This window comes from Pseudoprevotella muciniphila (genome assembly GCF_003265305.2).
In the GTDB taxonomy this organism is placed as follows: Bacteria; Bacteroidota; Bacteroidia; order Bacteroidales; family Bacteroidaceae; genus Alloprevotella; species Alloprevotella muciniphila.
On the sequence record NZ_CP033459.1, the window covers coordinates 1,772,063 to 1,796,851 of the forward strand.

General features: G+C 44.4%; 24 protein-coding genes. 13 read left to right on the forward strand and 11 right to left on the reverse strand.

Annotation, left to right across the window (positions count from 1 at the left end; genetic code table 11):
- The first annotated feature begins 54 nt into the window (after window positions 1-54).
- The 12 genes from C7Y71_RS07155 to C7Y71_RS07205 all read left to right on the forward strand — a co-directional run bounded on the left by C7Y71_RS07155 (window position 55) and on the right by C7Y71_RS07205 (window position 10,376).
- Window positions 55-546, forward strand: a complete 492-nt coding sequence (locus C7Y71_RS07155) for a 3'-5' exonuclease (protein ID WP_111898286.1) — start codon at window positions 55-57, stop codon at window positions 544-546.
- Window positions 547-558: 12 nt separating this feature from the next.
- Window positions 559-1,302 (forward strand): AAA family ATPase, encoded by a 744-nt coding sequence (locus C7Y71_RS07160; RefSeq protein ID WP_111898285.1) that lies wholly within the window; start codon window positions 559-561, stop codon window positions 1,300-1,302.
- 124 nt (window positions 1,303-1,426) lie between these two features.
- Complete coding sequence (locus C7Y71_RS07165) at window positions 1,427-2,746, forward strand: PD-(D/E)XK nuclease family protein (protein ID WP_111898284.1); 1,320 nt, start codon at window positions 1,427-1,429, stop codon at window positions 2,744-2,746.
- Between the two features lie 2 nt (window positions 2,747-2,748).
- A complete protein-coding gene (locus C7Y71_RS07170) occupies window positions 2,749-3,261 on the forward strand; it encodes a phospholipase D family protein (protein ID WP_111898283.1) in 513 nt (170 codons plus the stop codon).
- A gap of 6 nt (window positions 3,262-3,267) precedes the next feature.
- Entirely contained in the window at window positions 3,268-3,783 is a 516-nt protein-coding gene (locus C7Y71_RS07175; RefSeq protein WP_111898282.1) for an HAD domain-containing protein, read from the forward strand.
- 143 nt (window positions 3,784-3,926) lie between these two features.
- Window positions 3,927-4,298 carry a hypothetical protein gene (locus C7Y71_RS07180; protein ID WP_146739403.1) on the forward strand — a complete coding sequence of 124 codons (372 nt, stop codon included), beginning with the start codon at window positions 3,927-3,929 and terminating at the stop codon, window positions 4,296-4,298.
- 108 nt (window positions 4,299-4,406) lie between these two features.
- The gene (locus tag C7Y71_RS11835; RefSeq protein ID WP_193215865.1) at window positions 4,407-4,577 is read left to right on the forward strand and encodes a hypothetical protein; all 171 of its coding nucleotides are present in this window, start codon (window positions 4,407-4,409) and stop codon (window positions 4,575-4,577) included.
- A 5-nt stretch (window positions 4,578-4,582) separates the two neighbouring features.
- Entirely contained in the window at window positions 4,583-5,083 is a 501-nt protein-coding gene (locus tag C7Y71_RS07185) for a hypothetical protein (RefSeq protein ID WP_146739402.1), read from the forward strand.
- Window positions 5,084-5,092: 9 nt separating this feature from the next.
- Window positions 5,093-5,926: a hypothetical protein gene (locus tag C7Y71_RS07190; RefSeq protein WP_111898279.1), complete on the forward strand. Its 834-nt coding sequence runs from the start codon at window positions 5,093-5,095 to the stop codon at window positions 5,924-5,926.
- A gap of 23 nt (window positions 5,927-5,949) precedes the next feature.
- On the forward strand, window positions 5,950-6,447 hold the full coding sequence (locus C7Y71_RS07195; protein WP_111898278.1) for a leucine-rich repeat domain-containing protein: 498 nt from the start codon (window positions 5,950-5,952) through the stop codon (window positions 6,445-6,447).
- A gap of 290 nt (window positions 6,448-6,737) precedes the next feature.
- Complete coding sequence (locus tag C7Y71_RS07200; protein WP_111898277.1) at window positions 6,738-8,486, forward strand: DUF262 domain-containing protein; 1,749 nt, start codon at window positions 6,738-6,740, stop codon at window positions 8,484-8,486.
- 9 nt (window positions 8,487-8,495) lie between these two features.
- On the forward strand, window positions 8,496-10,376 hold the full coding sequence (locus C7Y71_RS07205) for a DUF262 domain-containing protein (RefSeq protein WP_111898276.1): 1,881 nt from the start codon (window positions 8,496-8,498) through the stop codon (window positions 10,374-10,376).
- Between the two features lie 246 nt (window positions 10,377-10,622).
- On the opposite strand, the gene C7Y71_RS07210 is transcribed toward C7Y71_RS07205, so the two are convergent.
- The 6 genes from C7Y71_RS07210 to C7Y71_RS07235 all read right to left on the reverse strand — a co-directional run bounded on the left by C7Y71_RS07210 (window position 10,623) and on the right by C7Y71_RS07235 (window position 16,658).
- Window positions 10,623-11,312 carry a hypothetical protein gene (locus tag C7Y71_RS07210; RefSeq protein WP_111898275.1) on the reverse strand — a complete coding sequence of 230 codons (690 nt, stop codon included), beginning with the start codon at window positions 11,310-11,312 and terminating at the stop codon, window positions 10,623-10,625.
- A gap of 158 nt (window positions 11,313-11,470) precedes the next feature.
- Window positions 11,471-12,466: a quinolinate synthase NadA gene (nadA, locus tag C7Y71_RS07215; RefSeq protein ID WP_111898274.1), complete on the reverse strand. Its 996-nt coding sequence runs from the start codon at window positions 12,464-12,466 to the stop codon at window positions 11,471-11,473.
- Window positions 12,467-12,713: 247 nt separating this feature from the next.
- A complete protein-coding gene (locus tag C7Y71_RS07220; RefSeq protein ID WP_111898273.1) occupies window positions 12,714-13,727 on the reverse strand; it encodes a calycin-like domain-containing protein in 1,014 nt (337 codons plus the stop codon).
- A 17-nt stretch (window positions 13,728-13,744) separates the two neighbouring features.
- On the reverse strand, window positions 13,745-14,560 hold the full coding sequence (locus C7Y71_RS07225; RefSeq protein WP_111898272.1) for a porin family protein: 816 nt from the start codon (window positions 14,558-14,560) through the stop codon (window positions 13,745-13,747).
- Window positions 14,551-15,696: a PCMD domain-containing protein gene (locus C7Y71_RS07230; RefSeq protein WP_111898271.1), complete on the reverse strand. Its 1,146-nt coding sequence runs from the start codon at window positions 15,694-15,696 to the stop codon at window positions 14,551-14,553. The genes C7Y71_RS07225 and C7Y71_RS07230 overlap by 10 nt, the downstream gene beginning before the upstream one ends.
- Window positions 15,697-16,055: 359 nt before the next feature.
- Window positions 16,056-16,658 (reverse strand): hypothetical protein, encoded by a 603-nt coding sequence (locus tag C7Y71_RS07235; protein WP_146739401.1) that lies wholly within the window; start codon window positions 16,656-16,658, stop codon window positions 16,056-16,058.
- Window positions 16,659-16,882: 224 nt separating this feature from the next.
- Here C7Y71_RS07235 and C7Y71_RS07240 point away from each other — a divergent pair, with 224 nt between their 5' ends.
- Window positions 16,883-17,995, forward strand: coding sequence for a helix-turn-helix domain-containing protein (locus C7Y71_RS07240; protein ID WP_111898269.1), 1,113 nt, complete (start codon window positions 16,883-16,885; stop codon window positions 17,993-17,995).
- A gap of 50 nt (window positions 17,996-18,045) precedes the next feature.
- On the opposite strand, the gene C7Y71_RS07245 is transcribed toward C7Y71_RS07240, so the two are convergent.
- The 5 genes from C7Y71_RS07245 to porW form a co-directional block, all read right to left on the reverse strand.
- Window positions 18,046-18,903: a hypothetical protein gene (locus tag C7Y71_RS07245; RefSeq protein WP_146739400.1), complete on the reverse strand. Its 858-nt coding sequence runs from the start codon at window positions 18,901-18,903 to the stop codon at window positions 18,046-18,048.
- Between the two features lie 59 nt (window positions 18,904-18,962).
- On the reverse strand, window positions 18,963-19,778 hold the full coding sequence (locus C7Y71_RS07250; protein ID WP_193215866.1) for a formylglycine-generating enzyme family protein: 816 nt from the start codon (window positions 19,776-19,778) through the stop codon (window positions 18,963-18,965).
- A 17-nt stretch (window positions 19,779-19,795) separates the two neighbouring features.
- Window positions 19,796-20,380 carry a hypothetical protein gene (locus C7Y71_RS07255; protein WP_111898266.1) on the reverse strand — a complete coding sequence of 195 codons (585 nt, stop codon included), beginning with the start codon at window positions 20,378-20,380 and terminating at the stop codon, window positions 19,796-19,798.
- A gap of 157 nt (window positions 20,381-20,537) precedes the next feature.
- Window positions 20,538-21,023, reverse strand: a complete 486-nt coding sequence (locus C7Y71_RS07260) for a PaaI family thioesterase (RefSeq protein WP_111898265.1) — start codon at window positions 21,021-21,023, stop codon at window positions 20,538-20,540.
- A gap of 27 nt (window positions 21,024-21,050) precedes the next feature.
- The gene (porW, locus tag C7Y71_RS07265) at window positions 21,051-24,611 is read right to left on the reverse strand and encodes a type IX secretion system periplasmic lipoprotein PorW/SprE (RefSeq protein ID WP_193215867.1); all 3,561 of its coding nucleotides are present in this window, start codon (window positions 24,609-24,611) and stop codon (window positions 21,051-21,053) included.
- Window positions 24,612-24,789: the final 178 nt, after the last annotated feature.

Here is a 24,789-nt window from a genome sequence, read left to right on the forward strand (position 1 = left end):
CTTCGTTAACTTCAAGCAAGTGGAACTTAAAAAATTATAAAAAGGGTTAAAAATATGCAAAACTTTGCAGCAATAGATTTTGAAACGGCGAACAACGAACGCAGCAGCGTCTGCTCCGTAGGGATCGTCATCGTGCGTGGTGGCGAGATAACAGACACGTTCTACTCGCTCATACAGCCCGAACCGAACTACTACAACTACTGGTGCAGTCAGGTACACGGGCTATGCCGCAACGATACCGACGAAGCACCCACCTTCCCCGAGGTGTGGGCACAGATAGAACCACTGATAAAAGGCTTACCCCTCGTAGCCCACAACCGCCCATTCGATGAAGGCTGCCTAAAAGCCGTCTTCCGCACCTATCAGATGGACTACCCCGACTACGAGTTCCATGACACCCTATGTGCCGCACGCCGCAAACTACCCCGCCTCGAAAACCACCAACTACACACCGTAGCCGTCGCCTGCGGATACAACCTCCAAAACCACCACCACGCCCTCGCCGACGCAGAAGCATGCGCATGGATTGCGCGAGAGATATTGTAAAAACAAAGAGCAATGAATATTAATGGTCAGAATATTTTCCTAAGAGCTATACGAAATAAACATACGCCATCTCCGGATGATACTTATCCGTTTAACCTGCCCATTGTGCGCAATCTGAATACCTTGGAGTTTTCAAAAAGCGTAACCTATATTGTTGGAGAAAATGGATCAGGAAAATCAACCCTTCTCGAAGCAATAGCATGCTTGTTGGGATTGAATGCAGAAGGAGGCAGTAAGAATATTAATTTTAGGACACAGGAGACGCACTCATCGCTCTTCGAAGAGTTGAGTGCTGTCAGGGCAGATTTGGACTATAGAAACTCTTTCTTCTTCAGGGCTGAAAGTTTCTATAATGTCGCTTCTGAGGTGGATAAAATAGCAAGAGAAGACATAACAATACTAAAGAGTTATGGAGGAGAAAGCCTACACGAACAATCACATGGAGAAAGCTTTATGGCACTATTTACCAATAGATTAAGAAACAAAGGTTTATATATTTTTGACGAACCTGAGGCAGCTTTATCCTATATGAACCAACTCCGTTTCTTGGTGTGGATGAAAAATTCAGTTGCAGCAGGCTCACAAATCATCATCTCTACTCATTCACCGGTCATTCTTGCATATCCCGATGCCGAAATCTTTGTGGCAGAAGACGGAAACTTGAATAGTACGACATACAACGACTGCTACATCTTCCGCGATATGTTAGCATTTATAACGAATAAAGACTTGGTTATCAAAGAACTCTTTTCATAGCCAAATGGACAAAATGGATTTTTTAATAGGTGCGGCATGTTATGCGTTTTATGTATTTTTGTAGCATATACATCTTAGTTTCTCAGTTCAATAGTAAATTAATTATCAACAAGAATGTAGGATTATGGCACAAGAGAATAAATCAATAAAGGATGCTCTGACTTTATTGCAGGACATTCAGTTAGCAGTTGAGGAAGAATGCAAAAGTCTTTTGGATTTCGTAAGCGAGTTTGCAAAACGCTACGAAGAAGAAAAGCGCAAACTTCCTTTTCATCTGAATGTCATCGACGAACTTCATATCAATGAAAATGCGCATAGTCGCATACTGATGAAGTTGTTGTGTTATCAAAATGATAAAGGTGAACATGAGATACTCCAGTCTTTGTTGGAGTATATTCAATCCATAAAGGGTCATCCAGAGACTTTTAACGATATTATAATTAAAAACCCAACGATTACTCAAGAAGAACAGAGGATAGACCTGTGGGTTCGAGATGAAGGTTATGCGATTATTTTTGAAAACAAGATATATAACGCAAAAGATCAAGAGGAACAAATCTGTCGATATATTAAAAAGACAAAAGATAATAATTATAAAGAAGAAAACATATATGTAATATATTTGTCACAAGATGGAATAGAACCGGAAGGACAGACATGGGGAAATTATAAAGATATATTTAAAGATAGATATCTAAATCTTTCTTTTCGTTATAACATCCTTTCGTGGTTACGGGAACTCGTACTCCCTAACATTCGTTACAAAGAAGATTATCTTAAATGCGCAATAAAACAATATATAGACTATTTAGACGGTCTATTCGATTTACGAACCATTCAAAAACCGATGATTATGGAATTAAACAAATTTATTAAGGAAAAACTTAACCTTAATGACAAAACCCCACAAGAGTGTCTTGAGAGTCTCAAAGGTCTCAAAGAGAAAAAAGATAGTTTACAAGAACTGGCTACGGTTATGGAACGTCTGTGTAATGAGTATATACAGAAAACAGCAGATTCAATCATAAAGCCCGAATTGATTAGTTTTCTTAAAAGAGAAGATTTTGAACAACGTCTTAAATTAGAAGAATTTTCTTTCTCTATAGATAATTTAGAGATAAGAGTTTCAAATGTTTCATGGAAGAAATGTCACATCATAGTAAGTTTAGAGAAAGAAAAGATTTTTGGAGGACTACGACATAAAGACACAAAAGACCCTCTTTCACCAAATGAGTTAGATCTATTAAAAAATAGGTTGGCAGATTGGGAAGGTAGTGATGAAAATGATCCAAGATGGACGTTTTTTGGTGCCAAAGGATATTTTGATAAAGAATATTTGAATAATTGTAGTAATTGGAGTTTAGAAACTTGGCAAGCATTTGAAAAAGGTATAGAAAAATTGATTCAAGACATTTATGAAAAATGTAAAGGCATAGAATTGTAAAAATGCTAACCTACATAGCCAACACCGCCCACTACAAGGAAGTGCTGTCGAGGGTTCCGTCCGTGAAACATACGCTATGGATAGGCACTGCCGACATCAAGGACCTGTATCTCGAAACTGGGAATGACATCAAGCCGTTCCTCTCTCTCATCGCACTGCTCATTCGCCGCGGTGTCGAAGTACGTCTGATTCATGCAAAAGAACCCGGACCGAACTTCCGCGAAGAATTCGACAACTACCCGGTGCTCTACGACCGCCTCGAGCGCGTGCTCTGCCCCCGTGTACATTTCAAGATGCTCATCTTCGACGGAAAGGAAGCCTACATCGGTAGCGCCAACCTCACAGGCGCCGGCATAGGAATGAAGAGCGACAGCAGACGCAACTTTGAGGCCGGCATACTGACCGATGACCCGGAAATAGTAGCACAGGCCATGAACCAGTTTGATGAAGTATGGATGGGAAAACACTGCAAAACCTGCAAACGCAGAGACTTCTGTGCAGACCCGATAGTATAGACAATAATGCCCAAGAAGATAATCTTCCTCGATTTTGACGGTGTATTGAACACGGAGCACTATCAGAATTTGCTCTGTTACAAGGGCGAGCCATGTCAGGATGAGTACGGAACGCTTTTCGACCCTGATGCTGTGGAACAGTTGAGACGCATTGTTGAGGCGACGAATGCGGACATTGTAGTATCGTCCTCTTGGAAAATACTCGGTTTGAAGGCGATGCAAACACTTTGGGACGCACGCCGGATGCCCGGAAAAGTCATTGACATCACACCATCAGCCGCAAGCGACAACTGGCTGCTCACGGCGGACCTCGATGACCTCGACCCGGCAACGTGGCAAGGCAAGGGCATGGAAATAGCCTCCTGGCTGGCGGACCATGCAAAGGACGATGCGCGATATGTCATCATAGACGACGAACACGTCATCTTAGACTCCCAGCAACAGCACTTCATCCTGACAAATTCCCACGATGGCATCACAGAAGAACTGGCAGACAGGGCAATTTACATTCTGAACTGCTAAAATCTCCAAAAAATACATTTTAAAATACATTTTTCCATGACCTCTGCCACAATTTGGCAGAGGTCGTTGTTTTCTTTGCACCAAGATAGATTATTAACTCTTTATTAAGAGTAAGTTCAATGAATTAAAAAATAGTAATAGTTATGACTCATATCATGAACTGTCAAGCAAAGGCATTGGAACTGAAGGAGTTTCTTCTTAAAATATATCGTTGCAAAAAAAAATTTGAACTTTTGGTCATTGACAAGAAGCCAAAAACGAGAGCCGGGGTGTATAATATAGAGAAACAGAGGATAAGAGTTTATTCAAAATGGAGTTGCTGCATGTCATTGAAAGAGATTGCTATACATGAGTATGCACATCATATTCACGAAACGGAAAAACGAAAAAATCCTAACAGACGCCAGGAAAGAGCGCACGGGCAAGAGTTTTGGAGAATATATTCGGCTCTGTGTTGTAAAGCAGCACAAATGGGATTATATGTCGACAAGCATATAGCAGATATTGTAACTTGAACAACTAAAATTCTCTAAAAAAATACATTTTTCCACGACCTCTGCCGCAGTTTGGCAGAGGCAGTTGTTTTCTTTGCAGCATGTTTAACAATATAAAAATCAAAGACAATGGAAGAAGAAATGTGGTTTTTTGTGGTTCCCGAGAATGGAATCCCTGTAGAGTTCCCTTTAAGTTATTTGCTGGAGGCAAACTTTGGGTTTTATGACAGCAAAGAAGAAATTGTGAAAGAACTGAATAAACTCATCCAAGAAATAGAGAAATTTCGGGACAATCTATGAACACTATGGCAGATACACACGATATGGAACAGACAAACTTAATCGCCGTTGGCTCAAATGCCTTAAAATCGTTCCTTGAACACAAAGGGGATGAGTTGATGAAGATAGGTATTCACGTTATCTTTATTGATACTGATGATGAAGATGCAAACGACGACGTGCTTGACGAACTTATAGCCGTGCAAAACCAGCGCAACATTCTGTTTGCATTCCTCAATTCATGGAAAGTAAAAAAGGATATAGGCGCTGTCATGTGCATGTGGGGAGTGGATGAAGGGACACCTGCCGACGATGTTTCCAATCTGCGCTATGTCTTCATGCTTCCCTTCAATTTTGAGGATTATAGTATGAAAACAGTCTATGAAGTACGGCAACTTTGCAGAAATCTTAAAGGCTCTTATATCGACTGCGAAGAAAGAATGCAGAAGTCGCTCGAAATGCCACTTCTGGATTTTATAAACGACCTTTATGATGAAATTTTCAACCAGATTCTCAAATCGTCATAAAAAACTCAAATGAAAAGCCTGACAAAAGAACTCATTAAGAGTAAGTTCAAAGAATTAAATATAGATGACAAGTTCTTCAATAACTTTGAGCATGAAGTAAGACGAGTTTACGGTGAATTACAGACCGCTAACCCAAACGATAATCCGGAAGAAAGCAATGTCGATGCAAGCATTCGTTCAGCAAAAGAATACATGGCTTTTTATGTTGCTGAAATAAGGAAAGGTCATCGTAAAGAATGGGCACATTCATTTGCATTGGATAGTATGATTTCCAAGTGCGATGTTGAGAAAGCTCGCAATGCGCTTGATGCAATAGAAGACGAGACGGAAAAAGAAAAAGAATTTATTATCCACGCATGGGCGCTTAAGCCGGATCTTCATTTCCTGAAATGCTATAAGTTCTTGTTCTATGAAGGCGAAGAAGCAGCCTACAATAAAGCAGTTGCCTATACCGAGGCATATCACAGATGTATCGATAACGGCAAAAGCGAAATTTATGCACATGCCTATGCAAATGCAAGTATATTTGATGTGGTTTTAGTAGCCAAGGAGCCTGAAGAAACATACTATGACTTATATGCCGAAGCGTTTGAACTTGCTGTCAGGCATGGGATGAATGAAGTAGAAGCCCATTTTTTCTGCGACTCTTGTGCAATGGCATCAGATTGGCGTTATCTGTGTAACATGGAAGGATACCTTAAACAATTCCATGAGGCTTGGCAGATTGATTACTATAAAAGGCTCTCGTGCAATAGCGCGAATCAAGAAAAGAGCCTTACAAAAGAGGAAAAAAGGAAGATAATAAACGATGTTTCGCAGATGTACGCTAAATACTTACTATAGAACACCCCTTAATATCAAACATTATGAGCGAACTGACAAGAGACAATTTCCATAAATTCGGCAATTCAAGGGACGATGCACACATCATTATCCCAAGCGTCATCACGAGTATAGGAAAGCGCGCGTTCTATAACTGCATGAACTTGGAAAAGATTACAATCCCCGACACTGTGAAGAGTATTGGAAACGAGGTTTTCTTCAACTGCTATAGCTTAGAGAGTATTGTTATACCCGACTCTGTTACGAGTATGGGATACTGGATGTTCTATTGTTGCAAGAACTTGAAAAATGTCATCATTGGTCGTTCGGTAACTAAAGTTGCTCCCTACACGTTTCATACATGCAAAAGTTTAGAGAACGTAACTATTCTTGGCTCCGTAACAGAAATAGGGGAGGCTGCTTTTGGAGAATGCACGAGCCTGAAGACCATCAAGGTTCCAGCCAATAGGGGCGATTACTTTAAAACGCTACTCCCCGAAGATCTGCATGACTTGATAGTGGAATTCCCTGATGGTCAATAAAAGCAACAAGACTGAAATGGAACAAAAAGGAATTCTTTGATGTGTAATATGTTCTATATTTTTCTATTTTTGTAGAAAAATTCAAGGATGTCCGCAACTTTCAAGAAATTGAAAGGAGAAATGGCTTGCAAATGATGATATCAGTAAAGGACAAAACACCCCAGAACGCACTTGCCGATGCAGAGGAATGTGTTATAGATTATAAGAGAAATATTATAAGTTAAAGAGTATATGATATGTAGGTTCGTAAACATGATTTTAGATAGATAATTCAATAACTTGCAAAAAATATGAAAGAAATAACAAAAGAAGAATTTGAGAAATATGTTCAACAAGAGTTCCCGAACACCCCTTCTCGTTACGAAGATGACTATTGTTTTATACAAGCAGGTAGTTCTCTCGGTGAAAATTTGCATTACGAGCTTAATGCAGGTAAGATACACCTTGACATTGAGGGACAGCATTGGCGTCCTATAAGAAACTATCTTTGGGATCATGTAGTTGACTCACGGGTATCAGACAGTCATTGGGGTCGATATGGTTGTCGTTGGACATTAGATAAAAATATTGAGTCAAAAGAAGATGTGGAGCAAGGATTCCTACAAATGAAGAGGATAATGGAACCTCATATACTTAAATTCGAGCGCCTGAATTCCCAGAAAAACAATGCGCAAGAATCATTATTGGATTCTATTTCTGCCAGTTTCTATACAATTCAAGATCTCTTGGATACAAATCTATCTATACCAGAATATCAACGTCCATATAGGTGGAATCTGAAAAACGTAGAACAACTTTTAAATGACATATTCAAAAATCAAAGTGATGGTCATAATGTATATTTGATAGGCACTGTTATTGTTCATAAAAAAGAAGATACATTTTACTTGGTTGATGGTCAGCAACGAATTACAACTTTAGTTCTTCTTCTAAAGGCACTTTACTATCAAGGGAATTTACCATCTTTAAAATATAATCATAGTGACTCTTTTATCCATATACAGGAGAATTTTTCCTTTATTGAAAAGTGGCTTTCATATAACATAAAGGAAAGAGATGCATTCAAGGATTATATTCTCAAATCATGCCAAGTGGTTCGCATTGTGGTAAATAAACTTAATGAAGCATTCCAAATGTTTGAGTCACAGAATGGTCGCGGCAAAGAACTAGAAGCTTATAATTTATTAAAGGCGTATCATATTAGAGCCATGTCAAATGATTCCCGTGCGAGCAAAATAGAATATGACAAGCAATGGGAATCAGCTGCAATGTATAGTCGTAATGGATACAGAAACGATTTGCTGCGGCAGTTGTTCAATGAACAGCTGTTTAGAACAAGAAAATGGACTCGTGCAGAAGATGCTTATGAGTTCTCGAAGAAAGAAATTGAAGAATTCAAGGGTGTAACCATCACCAAAGACAGTCAGTTAGATTTTGCCTATCAAAATGTACTAATTCAACAAGAAATAGCAAGACAATATATGCTCACTATGAATCCTAGTCTGTTTAAAATAAAGAACAGATTTATTCATGGTGATCCAAATAATATTAATCCATTTGTATCGATGACCCAGTTAATATTAAATGGAAGTTCTTTCTTTGAATTCGTTGAATCATACGTTGAGATATACAAGAGATTATTTGTTTATTTGTCTTCCTCCCAACTTTATGATTTCAAGCAATTTTATTTAGAACATTGTCGGTATTCAGGCTATAATCGAAGAAAAGGTGATGGTTATATCCGTGAAGTATATAAGTCGGCCATTATGTTTTTATTTGATAGGTTTGGAGAGTTGGGTGTCAGAAATTATTATCGTGATATTTATATATGCCTTTACAAATTTCGTCTGACGCATAAACAGGTTCGTTATGAAACAATGGCCAAAAAAGGTAATGTGGCTTGGATTTTTCAGCTGATATCTAATTCGAAAAGTCTATCAGACCTTGTTGAATTAACAAAAGTTTCGCGTTCTATATGTTCAAATATTGAACATGAGATGAAATACTCTATTGATGAAGTTTTTTCTGTATTCAAATAAATAGTTACAATGAATAAAATTAATAAAACCATATCACAAATTTGGGATGACAACTATGTCGTGCCTATCTATCAGCGTAATTATGCTTGGGGTGAAGAACAAATAACACAGTTATTGCAGGATATATATGATGCCAGCAAAACCGAAGACTCAAATTACTTCATTGGCAGTCTTGTCGTCATGTTAAGAACAGATGGCATTTTTGAGGTCATTGATGGTCAACAAAGACTTACAACTCTTCATTTGATATGCAAAAAACTTGGAATACTTAACCAGTCTCATCTGTCATATGATTCGCGCCCAGAGGTTGAGGACTTTTTCAATAATTTATTTGCTTCCAAATCATGCGACGAATTCCTTGAGGATTGCTCAAAACGTGATACCAGAAAGATATATCATCTGGTTGAAGCTTTAGATATACTTGAAAACGCAAGTTTGCACACCAATGCTGGTCATGATGATGACACAGTCGTTAGTCTTAATTCTATGGATGAAAGAGTCAGGAACAGAATGGCTGAATATCTTAACAACAATGTTATTCTTGTAAGAATTATCTTACCAGATGATACGGATGTCGCAGCTTATTTTGAAATTATGAATAATCGTGGGGAGCAATTACAAGAACATGAGATAGTGAAAGCACTTATGATGAAATCATTGAAAAAAAATCAACGACAAGTGTTTGCAACTATATGGGATGCATGTTCACAGATGAATATCCCTATACAGCGTTCTTTGTCTTCTTTGCGGAACAACAATGACCCCATTTTTGGTCGTGAATATGACAATCTTTGCGAGGATTGTATTCATAAGTATAGTCTAAGTGATTCTAAGGAAGAACTCCTTTCTATAGATGATATTCTTGAAACAAAAAGCAATATGGGATTTGCAAGTAACGATGATAATCCAGAAGAAACTGAATATAATGCCATCATAGATTTTCCTAACTTTTTGATGCTCGTATTTAAAACATATGACAGTAATTGCCAACTAAATTCAAATTATTTGCAAGAGACCTATAATAATTTACAACGCATAGATTCAATGGATTTTATCGGAAAAATGCTTAAATATAGAACAGTATTTGATAGATTTGTTGTTAAAACTACTGGGTCGGAAGGTGATGATGAATACATACACTGGATAATGAAAAAACCATACAAGGATAATAAAGGTTCTTTGAGATTTAGGAACACATTCTCGACAGCTAATGACGAACCAGATGAAAATGAAGCAGAAAATGATGTTCAGAAAAGGATAGTCAAGCAGCTATCTATGCTACAAGTCACATTTAGAAATAAGAAATACAAAAATTGGCTTTTTGACTATTTACAATTCTTATGTGATAGTAAGATTGAAGATATTAGTGCAGTCAAGATAATAGAATTCTTAGATAAATGGATGCTTAAATTTTATAATCAATTATTGAAGGATACCGCAGACTCAAAAGTGTGGGCATTTGAGTCGCTTGGTGTTGACACACCCCATTTCCTTTTTAACTTCATAGATTATTTGTATTGGGTTGAATCTCGTAATCAAAAGCCTGAACATCATATATCATATATTGATGAGGTACAAGATTTTGACTTCAAATATTATAATTCTGTAGAACACCATCTTCCTCAATCTTATGAAAATATTGATGAAGTAAACATTGACAATATAGGAAATCTTTTCCTAATAAGTCGCAGTGGTAATTCTAGTCTGAATGATAAAGCACCAAAAGAAAAAGCTCGCATCGTACAAGGATTGTCTCCAAAACGCCGAATAATGTACACTATGACACAGAATAGCGATGGTGTTTGGAATAGAAAGAGTATTGAAAAACATTGTGAAGATATAAAAGAGCTTCTAAAAATAAGTAGTGATATTTTGAACATAAAAGTATAATATTGAAAGAGTATTTGCATAAGAAGTAGATAATTTTTTTGTAAATAATATCATTTTTCTTCAACCTCTGCCCCCACTCGGCAGAGGTTGTTATTTTTGATGGGGTATATGAGTGTTTCAAACAAGTAGTTGAAAAATGTATAAAGATATCAAAAGAGAAGTAGGAAAAATCGCCATGAATGTACTCATGGCGATTTTCTCATTATATGTTTATAGCCTAAGTTATTTGCCTATTTCGAGCATTTGCTATTCATCATAGCCTTCGTCATCCGGACCATAACTATCTTCGCCGACATGGTGGAACACATGCTTCTTGCCGTTCCAAGCATAGTGATGATACCATGAGTTTCCATCCTCGAGAATTTCCTCCACGATGACGGTTTGGTCATATTTTTCGCCCAGATAATAGTTGAGGACGGAGTGTTGTGATTTGCGCTTCAGGTCTTTGTAAGGCTCGTCCTCCGGTGTCAGTGTCTGCTTCTTGGGATTGTAGTCGTAGAAACAGCAGAAGGCTTTCTGCCCGGGCTTGGCTTGCCCGATGCGGACGGCAAAGAGCATGTGTCCGTTTTTGCGCTGGTAAGTGCGACATGCTAATCGTTGGCCGTCTGTGCCATCAGGGTTGTACCATGCAGTGCAGTAGTCTATATTATCTACGAACACGGGACTTTGACCTTCATACCATTCCTCAATGAAATCCTCCTTGTCGCCCGCTGTGCTGATGATGATGTCGGCAGCATCTGTATGCCACACGGCATTGAAAGCCCTGAGCAGTTGCATGACGGTGGGTGTCTTGCCGCCGTTCTGAACTACGATGGTTTTTGTTCGCCATCCGTTTTCGATGTCTGTGGGATCTGTGTTGAGATTGTCTTTGGAACTGTATGCTGACAGCGTAAGCAGAGCCAGAAAGAGTAAAGCGTACTGTTTAGTTTTGTTCATTTTGGACTAGTTAAGAAAAGTTTTATATTTATGTTCTATAAATTACTTTATCTTGATATTTTTCACGATGTTTTGGGCTTCGCCGTCATAGAATTTGGATTCCTTCTCGGGGTAGGCGATGTTGCCGCTTTATGGATGCCAAAAAACTTTTCCACTTATTACAACCCCAGCCGCTCACTGATTTCGAGCATCTTGTTGATGGGGCGCACAGCTCGTTCTGCCACTTTTTTTGGTACATCTACTGTGGGCCAGCCGAATTTCAGTGCATTATAAACCTTTTCAAGGGTGTTCAGGCGCATGAAGTTGCATTCGTTGCAGGCGCAGGTGGCATCGTCGGGCGGTACGGGGATGAATGTCTTTTCGGGACACGCTTTCTGCATCTGGTGCAGGATGCCGCTTTCCGTAACAACGAGGAAGGTGGTGTTGGCGCTTTCTGTGGCATATTTCAGCAGGCGTGCGGTGGAACCCACCACATCTGCCAACTTCACTATTGCGCCCTTACACTCGGGATGGACGAGAACCTTTGCGTCGGGGTGTTCCTTCTTCAGTGCCACGAGTTTCTCCACAGAGAAGCGCTCGTGCACGTGGCACGCACCGTCCCATAGCAGCATCTCCCTGCCCGTGATGGAGTTGATATAGTTGCCCAGGTTCTTGTCCGGACCAAATATCAGAGGCTGGTCCTCGGGAAAACTCTCTACTATCTGCCGTGCATTGCCACTCGTTACGACAACGTCCGTTACCGCCTTTGTAGCGGCACTCGTGTTGACATACGAAATCACCTTATGGTCGGGGTGGGCTGCCACAAAATCCGCGAATTCATCGGCAGGACAACTCTCTGCTAAAGAACAAGAAGCATTGAGGTCGGGAATGAGGATGGTCTTATCAGGACAAAGAATCTTATTCGTCTCAGCCATGAAATGCACGCCGCACATCACGATGACATCGGCGTCTGTCGTGGCGGCTTTTTGTGCAAGGGCAAGACTGTCGCCCACGAAGTCGGCTATGTCCTGCAAGTCGCCTATGGTGTAGTAGTGCGCCATGATGATGGCATTCTTTTCCTTGCACAGGCGGCGGATTTCCTTTTTCAGGTCAGTGCCTTCAGGTATGGGTTCGTTGGCGTAACCCAGTTTTTTCCAAGAAGATTTTATTTCCATCCTTGAATGTTGTTATTGGTATTTGTAGGTACTGTTTCTTAATTTGTCAAGAATATGAGAATTATAGTATTTATTTAATTCAAGTTTCGCAAGTTCTATTTTCTTGAAGTTAACGACGTATGTTATTTACATCCCGCATGATGGTATCGTCGATAACTTCGTTAACTCCGATAACTCCGAGCGTAGCGATAACTTCAGAAAGTTGAATGAGAATAATAATTCTCAACTTGAAAATAAAACTTTCAGATTACTTGACGTAAACCTTCTTCCCGTCGATGATATAAACACCGCGAGTGAGCGTCATGCTCGTAATCCTGCGACCCTGAAGATCGTACACACCCTTGCGCACGGGGCGTTTAACGAGAGTTGGGCGTATGCCTGTGGTATTAAGCAGACCGTTGTCGAGATAAACGTAGATGGCACTACCTGCCACACTTACGGTAACGTAGAAGCACTGGTGCTCGTCGTTGATGTAACTGTTCTCCGAGTCGAGGCTCACCATGACGGTAATCCCCATCAGTGAGATGGGCTGCGGCTCATTATAGCCGAAGCGGTAACTGCCGTCGTCCTGTTTGATTACGGGTATGTCCTCCAGCACGATGTCGCCGAGAGAGGTCTCGCCGTCGAGCGAGAAGTCGCGGATGGCAAAGGTGGCTGTATCGAACGAGGTGGCGATGATCTCCACGTCTACCTCGCCGAACCGCGGTGTTTCCACGGTGACGGGCTGACCCATTTCCACATACAGATCCTCGTTGTATGTGCCGGCTATCTCTTCAGCAGGACGTGGCTCGGGAACGTACGAAGCGTTGCTGCCCTCAAAGTTGGCTGTGATGTTCAGCGTACTTATAAAGACTTGGGTGGTAACATTGACGTTCACCACGGCGTTGCCTTGCGAAATCTTACTTGTTTTATCGTCCACATTGACCTGAGCAGTCACCATGCCACCCATCAGTTTCAAAGTCTGCGGCGCATTCTCTCCGAACAGCACGTCGCCATTCTCGTCGCGCGAAACGGGGATGTTGCTCAGTGCCACGTCACCAAGATTCATGCCGCTGTAGGAGAAGTTTTTCAGGGTCAGGACGATATGCTCGCCATCGGCGTCTTCTATGACGATGGTGGACTCTGAACTGCTTGTGCTGCCCGACACCGTAACGTCGATATTACCCGTATAGGTGCCGGCAGCCTCCTCACCCGCCGTACGCATACCCATGGTAGCGACAGAAGCGGTAAGGATTATAAATAGTAGTAGTGTTCTTTTCATAAGCGATTATTTTATTGTTAGAAAATATATTGTATTCCTAAATTGAAATAAATGGGTTTCAGGCTGAAAGTTACGCTTTCGAACTTGCTGTGGAAGATGTCGTTCATGCCCCAGTCCAGACGTGCCTGTACTGCCAGATGCTTGTAGGCGCGGTAACTGCCGCCGAACTCCAGACCCCACGCCACGCGGCGCAGGTCGTCGCTGAAGTCGTAAACGGCATGCGTTACTTCTGAATACTGCCCGGTGGGATTGCCTTGGCGAATGTAGCCGTCGTAGGCTTCACCATTGAAGTCGCCGTCGAGCAGCAGGCTGAAATAAGGTCCGACAAAGACGGTCCAACGCTTGTCGATGCGGTAGCTCATCGTAACGGGGATTGTGAGATAGGTGTTGCGTACCTTTGTCGTAACATGACCGGTAAAGTTGCCGCGCACCTTCTCTCCTTCGTCGGGAATCATCTCTGTGTAATAATTCTTCACGCGCGCCTTCGTCTTCATACCCTTGCTTTCAAAGCGCAAACCGCTGCCAATCAGCCACCGCCCGTCGTTGCTCACGGAGCGAGAGACATTGCCTTCCAGTCCAACGTTGAAGAGCGGGTTGTATTCTTCGATTTTACGTATTGAGCGTGGCATAGGAAGCGGAGCAAAACCGCCAATCTGAAAACCGGTGCCTAATGAAATCTGCCAACCCTTTTGCTCGATGAGTTCGAGGTTTTTGTCTGTATCGCTGACAGATGCTATTCTTTCTTTCGTCTGCTGTGCAAAGATGGGGCTCATTGTGCAGAGCAACGCGCAGCAGATAAATACCTTCTTTATCATAGTTCTCATCAGTTCCATGTTATTTTTATGTTGTCAACACACATCGTGCTTCCCGGTGCACCGCGGAAATAGGCGCCGCCACGGCTCGACGTCATCACAACGGCTATGGCATAGCCGCCTTGCTGCATACGCTCCTTGCTGAATGTCTTACCATTCATCGGCAAGAATGGCAACTCAAAGTAGGTCCATTCCGCAGGCTCTCCCGGATCGTCCATCTGGGCAATGCTCACGATGCGCTCGCTGGTCTTCACATCGTCGCCGTGAAGAGGGACAAATTTGTTGGGGTCTATCTCGAACAGCACGGCATATATGTCGCAAGAGTCGCGCTGGTCGAGCACTTGCTGCTGACGGTCAATCACTTTCTCACCGGGTGTGTATTTATACCACCCCGAGAGCATCTTGGGCTCGCCATGTACCAAAGGTTTACCCATCTTTGTAGCACCCAGCGGATTGCTCATGGCTGTAATCATGTCGAACTCGCCAACGAACAGATTGCCGGCAGCAATGGGCATGCCTACAAGTGCGCCGAGCGAACCCGTAGAGCGTGTGCAGAGTTTTGCGAAGCGACCGCTGACGCCCGTGCCGTCGTCAACGAAGGTGGTGGGAAATACTTCGGGCGAAGTGCCTTGACCGGTGAAACTGAAACCGGCATTGCCCGAATCCCAGATATTACCGTTCAGACTACCATCGTTCTGACGCTGTAGCAGCACCTGGTATTTACCCGTAGGGTCGTACGTGAAATCCTCAAAATCGCACGAATCGATGGGGTGGGGATATTCAAAGGTCACCGTATAGTCTTTGTTCCAGTTGCCATCCTCGCTTAAGACATTGTAAATTTGAGGAGTTGTGAAGTCGTGATTTTCGTCAGCAACAAAGTCGCGCAGCACACCATTCTCGCGAAAACGCAGGATGGCATTGGGCGTGATGGTAAATTGTGGGTTGAGCGCAGTGATATCCGCAGAGTCCTTTACCATAAACGTAACCGACTCGTTCCTGATCACAGGATTACCGACCAGAAAACCTTCCGGAAGGCTGTTAATCCAACTCTCTTCCACGCCCAGAATATCGCACTCCGTGTTCAGCGCTTCCTCGCGAATGCAGGAAGTCAGCGACACTAAAATGGCCAATAGCGCAGTCAATAATTTACAATTCATTTTTCTGATAATATGTTTCTGCCTGCAAAATTACGCAAAATAAATAGTTCTATGGTTTAAATGAAGGAATAAAAGTGCTGTTTTGATGCCCCTTTAACTCAAATTTCGTAGCAAAGTCTTCGTGTCCTCACCGAGCGAAGCAATGGCAAAAATTCAAGAATAGAGCGAAAATGTCCGTTAAATCCGTGTCCTTCGCGTTCCCAAAAACTATCACGAAGCGAAAGATGCTCAAAAAGAACCAACAATCAAAGATAGAAACTCCAAATGTTATAGAACATCCCTCAAAAACAATCCGCAATGCCGTGTTGGTCGGCACTGCGGAGAAATAAGCGATAGTCGGTCTTACCCTGTGGCAATCGCTATTTTAGAGACTGCCATTCGCCAAGAAGGTCGGCAAGAGGCTTTGCGGCTTCATTGCCAATCTTGGTTATGAATGCTTGGGCATCACTTTCCTGATAAGGCTCGTTCTGGTCGTTGGTATAGGTTTTCTTGCCGTCTTTCTCCGTAGCGGTGAAGAGTTCATTGAAACCCTCGCTCTCTGTCTGCTCGTAATATGTGGTTTTGTCCTTATCGTTCACCACGAGCGCACTGCCCTGAATACTGAGCGTCTGACCGTCTTTTAGCGCGATTCCATCGAAGTTTTCTGCATCTTTCATGTCTTTGTAGAACGACAGCAGCAGGCAATCTTTGCCGTCCTCACTGCCCACAACCACATAGTCGCCGGCAACAGCGTATTTGGTGAATTTCTTATCACCAAACGTCATTTCCCATAAAGCCTGAATGTCCTCCTGATGGCTCTTTATGTTGTTAAGCGCAACATCCATGCCCTTGTTGTCTGTTGCCACTGTGTCCGCTTTGCTGACTTCCGTTTCTTTCACTTCCGGTTTACCCGTGCAGCACACAAACAGCATTCCAACTGCTATTATGCCGACAATGCTGCATAAAATGTTCCTTCTTTTCATGGTTTCCTGATTTGTTTTTTATAAAATTTTTGTTGAACATATTCATTGCAAATTTAGAATAAAACCTACATTACACCAAACAGAAAAAGTGTGGACTTTCAGTATTTCTTCCAAAAATCAACACCCCTGCCACCCCTAGCTTCCATGAAACGCTTTTTAACCGAATCTGTTGTCTGTTTTAGGAAGAAACGTTATTTTTGCGTTTCAAATCAATAAGAAACCTTATGCCATTTTATTGTTTCTTGGCGCTTTTCGCCTGCGGAGTCACGTCGATAGTGCTTTCTGTGGTACTCGCAGGAGTTAAGATACGCAAGGATGAATCTTTGACTAAGTATCGCACTGCACACTGGTTCCTGTGTGCAGCCCTGCTCTTCTACGGCTTGTCAAACTTCTTTCAGATAAGCCTCGAAGACGCACAGGAAGAAACGCTCTCGGGATTGCTCATGATAACTGTCGGAAGCCTGCAGGCAATGATGTTTACAATGGTGGCCCTCATTTTCATCCGGCCTGCCGTTGTTACCTTGAGAAACGTTTCTGTACAGTTTACCATAATAGCCTTGCTTTCAGCATTTCTCTTCTTTGCGCATTTCACCTTCCCGCCGAGTGTATATACAGTCATCTTCCGCTTTTACATCGCAGCCTATGTGACACTGCTGGCAATATATACTTACATCTTCCTGAAGAGTTACAAAGTGTTCAGGAAGCAGATGATGGACTACTATGAGGAAGAAGAACTGCTCTATCGCACACGCCGGATAAAGTGGATCTTCTGGTCGGCTCTCGCAGTGGGCATCATGGCATTGCTGCTCAACATCGACAGCCATTACGTAAACATGCTGTTTACCTCCCTTTTCACGGCATATTTCATCCTCGTTACAATCTCGTATATCAATTATCAGCAGTATGCACAACTCATAGTGCATGCGTACGATTCCACAACCACTCAGCAGGACACACCACAAAAGTCATTGACACCGGAAGAGGCAGACGAACTGAAGACAAGAATCCATGAGTGGGTAAGACAGAAAAAGTTTGCTGAAACGGACAAATCTGTCGATGAAATCGCAGGAGAACTGGGTACCAAGTGCAACACACTGCGGGAATATTTCACGAATTGCGTAGGCGAGGATTTCCGCAGTTGGCGAAACAGGATACGCATAGAGGAAGCAAAGCGACTCATCGATGCCAATCCGTCCATGAAGATAACAGAAGTGATGGCACAAACAGGCTTCAACGACCGACCCTATTTCTACCGCATTTTCACAAAAATCGCAGGAACATCACTTGCTGATTACAGAAAAGACAAAGCCGAGAGACAACTCCCGGCAAAGTCGTAAAGTATGTTGCGACTCAGTCGCAACACACTAACTCTCAACAGTCAACTCTCCTACCTCGTTCTGATAGGAACCTTTATGTTCTCAACAACTGTCTTAGTATTTACTCTTATAGAAAGTGTAGAAACACTCAGGGGAATAGCAGGATATTCTATCTTAAATGTGTATGGTCCATCGTAACTACTACCCAAAGAACTGAAGTTTAATCCTCGATTTACAGACCAACTCTTTTCTGTATCATAATCTACTAAGCTGCCTATGACAACATTACCCGTACTGCCCTGACCAGTGTACCGCAAATGGACTATGGTACTCTTGTTGGAGCGTATGACTTTTGTAACCTTGTAGAGTCTGTTGTTGGCGGTTTGGCTGGGGTTTTCGAAAGAAATATTGTAACCATTCGTAAGCAGGGCATTCTTGTCATACACCTTAGGCTTGTTTGCGGGCGGATTGTTGGATGCAGCAGGTTTGGTGGACGTTGCAGACTTGTTGGTTGTCGAAGTATTGTTTTGAATCGGCAATGCAATGTTCCTGACTACCCACCCGTTTTGCGCTTTTGGAGATGCCTTGAAAGTAACCACGGACGTGTTGCGGGGCAACGGCGGAAATTCTATCTTGTACGTGGCAGTGCCCACATACTTCGTGCCCCACTTGAAATTCAAGGCAGCAGTGGCTGTGTAAACTTTTCCTGTGGCTTCATCGGTCAGTATAGGAGTAGCATTTATCCAACTATTGGTATTAGCATTTTCAGGCGTATATTTCAGATAGACCACGGTGGAGTTTGACGTTCTTTCAACCTTTATCACCTTCAGGTTTTTTGATGCCTGGCCCTGACGGGGATTATTGTAGGTCTGTGCTGCAACAGTCATTGACACAACGAGCACCACCATCATTAAAAGCAGTTTTTTCATGACTTTTCTTTTTTCTTTGTTTTATGGGATAATACTTTTATAATTATTTCGAACCGTTGCTAATTGGCCGACATGGCAATGCGCAAACCCAGGCTGCCGAATACGTAACCTGGCGTATATCCACGACTCGACACACGACAACCGTCGCCTTTTTCATCAGAAAAATTGCCGCCACGAACAACCTGTCCTTTCGACTTGCCGGGATTCTCCACCATCGGGTTATCCTTGTTCTTTTTGCTGTAAGGGAGGTAGTCGTCAGCGCAATATTCATCTACATTGCCGCTCATGTCGTAAATGCCCAGTTCGTTGGGAGCCTTGCCTTTCACCGCGTGCGACTTGTAGTCCTTGTCGTTGAACCATGCCACCTCCGAAAGGTTGTCTGAGCCGGCATATTTGTAGCCCTTGCTCTTGTTGCCGCCACGAGCAGCATATTCCCATTCTGCCTCTGTAGGCAGTCGGAATGTGCGACCGGTAAGGGCACTGAGTTTTTCGATAAACTCCAGGCAGTCAACGATATATAACGTCTCTGCAGGCAAGTCCGCACCGACGTTGTCTGAAGGATTTTCGCCCATGACGGCCTCGTACAAGGCCTGAGTAACCTCTGTCTCACCGATGTAATAGTCAGAAAGCGTAACGTTGTGTGCAGGACGCTCATCCTTCTTGGCATCCTTGCCCTGCTCTTTCGTGGCACCCATCATGAACGTGCCGCCCTTAACGAATACCATCGTGAAGGTTACGCCTTTCACTGTGAACGACACATTCTCTTTGTCTATACCGTCTTCGGGGCTGCCGACAGTAGGTTTCGACATTTCATTTATAGCGGACATGGGCACTGCCGCAAGAACAAAAAGCGCTAAGGCAATAATCTTTTTCATCTTCAAAGACCTTTTAATCATTTGCTGTTAGTAAAATTCAAAAAGAACCATTTGTCGGCTTCATACCCCTTCTGTTCAGGGTCTTTGCCTACAGGCTCAAACTCCATGGCATCTTCACCGGCAGGCTTCATTGCCTCAACCTTCGCCTTGAAGTCGTTGAAATCTGCCTCGCTGCGGAAAGCAATACTGCCGTAAGCCACCGACTCGGCTGTGATGTAAACGATTATGGCGTTGTCCGATTCGGCTGTGGATTTCGTTAATTGACCTTCGCCGTCAAGTTCCACGGCTGCACCTCTGCCAAAATAGTACTGCATGTTGTCGCACTGAGCATCTTTCGCTTCTTCCTTAAACTTCTTCAATACCTTGAAGCCTAAGTCGTCGAGCATGGTCTGAGGTACAGAGTCCCAGTCTGCATTTACCAAAGCCTGTATCTTTTCCGGTGTTACGCTCACTGGAGCCTCGCTCGCGGGTGTTTCGCCGCCTGCAGCAGCCACTGTGTCTTTCTCCTGACTGTCCTTACCTGTAGAAGGGGGCGACTGACATGCTGCAACAAGGAAAATAACCAAGGCAGACAAAATCACAAAAATGCTGTTCTTCTTCATAATTCAAAATATTTTGGGTTTAGTTATTGCATATCATGCTAAGCCATTTGCAAAAATATCTTCCTTCTGATTAAAACGAAAAAAAAGAAATGTGGACTTTTGCAATTTACACCAAAAGTCCACATTTATTATAAAAGAAAGGTGCTTCGTTAAGCCCCTAAATCGTATCTTCTTCGCCTTCTGCCAGACAGCGCTGGAAATGAAATTCTTTTTCCGACTTTTCCCGACTGAAAGCGAAGTAGAGACAGGTGCACGTCGTACAGAGTTCGCCCGCTGCATCATACAGTTCGCCTTCCACTGTTACGAGGTTCCTGCGCTGTTCCTTGATGCGGGCGCGCAGGGTTATGTCGCCGTCTGTGGTGCGCACAGCCTTCCTGTAGCGCGTCTCCATCTGTGCCGTAACGCCTGCTGTCTGCAACTTGCGGAAAATCACCCAACCGCAGATTTCATCAAGCAACACGCATTGCACACCGCCGTGCAGGGTGTCAATCCAACTCTGGTGGTTCTGTGTGGGCGACCAATGGCAAACGATGTCGTCGCCGTCCTCCATGAAGTGCATGTGAACACCCATGGGATTAGTAGGCGAACAACCGAAGCAGTTGTAGCCCTCAACACCGATATAAGGATTTTGTATTTTCTTCATGGTTTCCCTGATTTACAGAGCAACCCCTTAAATGGGATACCACTCGCCCTCTTCGTCATCTTCTTCCGGAGTATCCTTCTTGGCAGGTTCCTTCTTAGCCGGCTGTTCCGGAGCATCTTCTTCATATATGGGGTCGTCCTCGCTCTCGTCATAGACGGGGTCGTCGTCCTCTTTTTCCGGCTGCTTGGGCGTCTCTTTCTTGGCAGGCTCTTCCTTGGCAGGTTCAGTCTTCGTAGGCTCGGGTTTAGCAGGTTCAGTCTTCGTAGGCTCTTGTTTAGCCGGTTGCTCGGGCTGGGCAGGTATTGTAGGAGTAGGCTCTTCCTTGGCAGGCTCTTTCTTAGTCGGTTGCTCGGGCTTAGCCGGTGCTTCGGGCTGGGCAGGTGGCGTAGGAGTGGGCTCTTCCTTGGCAGGCTCTTCCTTTTTCGTAGGCTCCGGTTTAGCCGGAGCGTCCGGTTGGGCAGGCGCGGGTATTTCTTCCGACGGAGTGTCGTCATTGCCCGTATCTGTTGACGGGAGGATAGGAATCTCTTCCGTCTGTCCGCCCGTGTCGTCGGTCTTTTCTTGCGCAACGGGGATGTCCTCGCCTTCGTTCGCACTCGGTGTGGCAGGAACGTCGATGGGGATTTCCTCGTATTGTTCGCCGTTGTCGCCGCTGATGTCGTATTCGTCGCCGTCGTTCTCGTCTGTGATGCGGTTCGCTTGCGGGTCATCGGGTACTTCGTCCTCGTAGTACATCTTTACGGCAGGATCTTCGTCAACGGTCAGCGTAGAGTCGAGTTTGAGCGGAGCAAACATCTTCTCATAGTATTTAGCGTAGTCATCGAAACTATAGTTCACGCCGATGAGTTTCTGGTTCTTTTCGCTCACAAGGAAGATGCGCGTGCGGCGGAGTGTCGGCGCGAGGTCTTTGTCCTGGTATATCTTGTGGGCATAGCCGTGTGCTTCCCTGTGGTTCTCAAAACCGGTGATGCGGAACTGTGTCAGACCTCTTGCCGACTCTATCGACATGTCGTAGTTGCGCGAGGTGTATTCGCCGAAGTTGAACCTCGCGAGGTTGTAGAGCAGCGTGTTGTCGTCCAGTGAGTCGGAGGGGTAGGCTATGATGCAGACGAAGGGGATGTCGCGCTCGGCCGAAAGTTGGTTGGCGGCAGAGGCGGAGTCTAATGCCACGGAGTCGCTCGATGTGCGGTAGGACCATAGCGAACTCATATCGTAGCCGCCTTGTCCCACTTTGCGCCCTGCCTCTATGCCCTTCACTATCATACCTGCCAGTTTGCTCACGTCGCTGTCGGGGAATTTCTTTACGAGTTCGCGAAGTTCCTTGGCTATTTCCTTGTCGGTCTCGGGGGTGAGACGGCTTAGGGCACTGACGAAGAGGAATTTCGGGCGGTTGATGCCGTCGGGGAATTCTTCGCCGGAGATGCGGGTGTTTTCTTCCACTGTGGCATAGTCGTGTAGTTTGAAGGCCTCGTAGGTCTCGGTATAAAGCCTGTCTTCCAACTCTCGTCCGAATTTCATGTTACGCTCGAAATTGGGGTTCGTAACAATCTTCGTCGTGTCGCTCTCGGGATATTGCTCTTGCAGGAGTAACTTGTAGCGTTCGGCTTTGTCGGGCTCATTCCAGCGCAGATACATCAGGAACAGTTGGTAATACACGTCCTGCATCTGGCTGTATGTGGGGTATTGGTTCACCACGCGCCCCAGCATCGATTCGGCAAGGTCCTTGTCCTCCATGTCGTCCTTCATGATGACGCCGGCATGGTGCAGACCGTCCATGATGATGAGGTTTGAAGCATCTTTCTGTTCTTGGGTGAAAGGTATCTGCTTCATGTAGTAGTCGCGCTTGAGCGGATTGTTCACGTCGAGGCTCATGCTGTCCTTTTCAGCCTTCGCTATGCTGTCGGCACGGGCTTCTTCCTGCGCAAGGCTGTCTTTCTGCTCGTCGGTGAGGTTGTCGAGATCTATCTCTTCCTTGATGTCTGCCAGAACGGTGCGGTTCGAGCGTCGCCAGTTGTCTTCATTCTTGCGCTGACCCCATATTTTCCGGAAGTTCTCCTTGCCCTGAAGCACAGCCTGAGGGTTGTAGAAGTACCATGTAACCGTCTCGCCGGTGTTGTTGGCGTTGCCTTTGCTGTTGTTGCGGTTGTTATTGCCAGGGAGGGTACCATTGTCGCCATCCATCTCGTTGGCACGCGCCTGAGCGGCAGAGTCTTTCTTAGCCTTGCGTTCAGCCTCCTGACGTGCCTTTTCCATTTCTATGGCACGGTCGATGGCGGCATTGCGGTCCTTCTCGTCCATCACGGAGAGTGCCTGAAGGGAGTCCTGCAGATGTACGGCATTAGTGTAGGGCACCAGTTTGTCAAGCACCTTGGAGCGACGCGTGGCTTCGTCGTAGCCCTCGCGCTTCTTGTCGAGCATGCCGATGGCTTCGCTGTAGCATTTCTGTGCATGGTCGTAGCGGCGGATGTCCCAGTAGAGTTCGCCCAGTTTCAGCAACAGCACACCTTTCTCGATACTGCTGCTTGTGGATTTCGTGCGCCCTTTCTCATACGACGCGATGGCATTGGTCGTGTCCTCGCGGGCAAGGTAGATGTTGCCCATCGCAAAGTACACCTGTTCAAGGTGATCCTTGTACTTCGGGTTGTGCGACATACGTTTCAGTTTCGAAATCATGCGCACACCCTGACTGCTGTTTGTAGAGAGCACCTGTGTCTGCATGATGCGGGCTGCGAAGTCAAGTTCGAAGGGAGGATTCTTGCTGATAGTCTTGCTCAAAGACTTGTAGGCGAGTTTCGTGTCGCCCTTCATGCGGTAAAGTTGGGCTAAGAGGAACCACAGCCTTGCCTTCTGCAGACTGCTGCCTGTGTGCTTGGCGGAGTAGGTCAGGAAGGGGATGGCGGCATCAAATTGTTCCTGTCGTACCAGTAGGTCTGCCATCGACAGTTGGTATTCCTTGCTGATGCGGCTCGTCATGGAGTCCTTGCTCACTAAGCGCAGGGTGTTTTCCGCATCGTAATGCCAATCGATGCCGCTGTAGCAGCGCGCCAACCAGGTGCGGGCTTCGTTGGCTACTTTCGGCTCAGCAGCATACATGCGGATGATATAACCGAAGGTGGAGGCGGCTTCGATAAACTCACCTTTGTAGAACTGCGACTTACCCATCATCATCCAGGCGTTCTTCAGGAAGGGGTTGTATTCCACCATGGCAAGTTTCTGCTTGCCTTTTGCCGAACGACGCTCGCGGGCACTGAGGTCGGGCTTTGCCTGAATGGAATGTGCCTTGATGGCTTTCTCGGCTTTCTTTATGGCGGTCTCGAAATTGCTCTTGCCGGCAGAGCGAGTGGATTCGTTGCCTACCGGAAAGACGGGGATAATCTGTGTGTAGTCGTCCTTGTTGCTCTTCTCCTGCGACTGCACACCTTCTGTAAACGCCTGATGACCATTGAAATAGGTGTTGTAATTAGCCGTGAAGGAATGGTAAAAACGAGTCATTGCCGTGTTCTTCTGTGTAGAGCACGACACGGTCAGCAGCATAGCAACTGCCAACAAAATGACTACAGATATATGCTTCTTACGCAAAATCCTCATATCGATTGTGCGGCACCATCTCCTTCGGTGCATCCCTGTCTTTATGTCGAAAACAGTGTTGCTAGAAAGCGAGCCGACATTTTTTTAACGAATTACATGCCCTTTTATTATGAAAGGCCATAAGTTTTTAGAGCGTTCTGCAAATTAGGCTTGAATGATTTTTGAATTATTTTGGTGT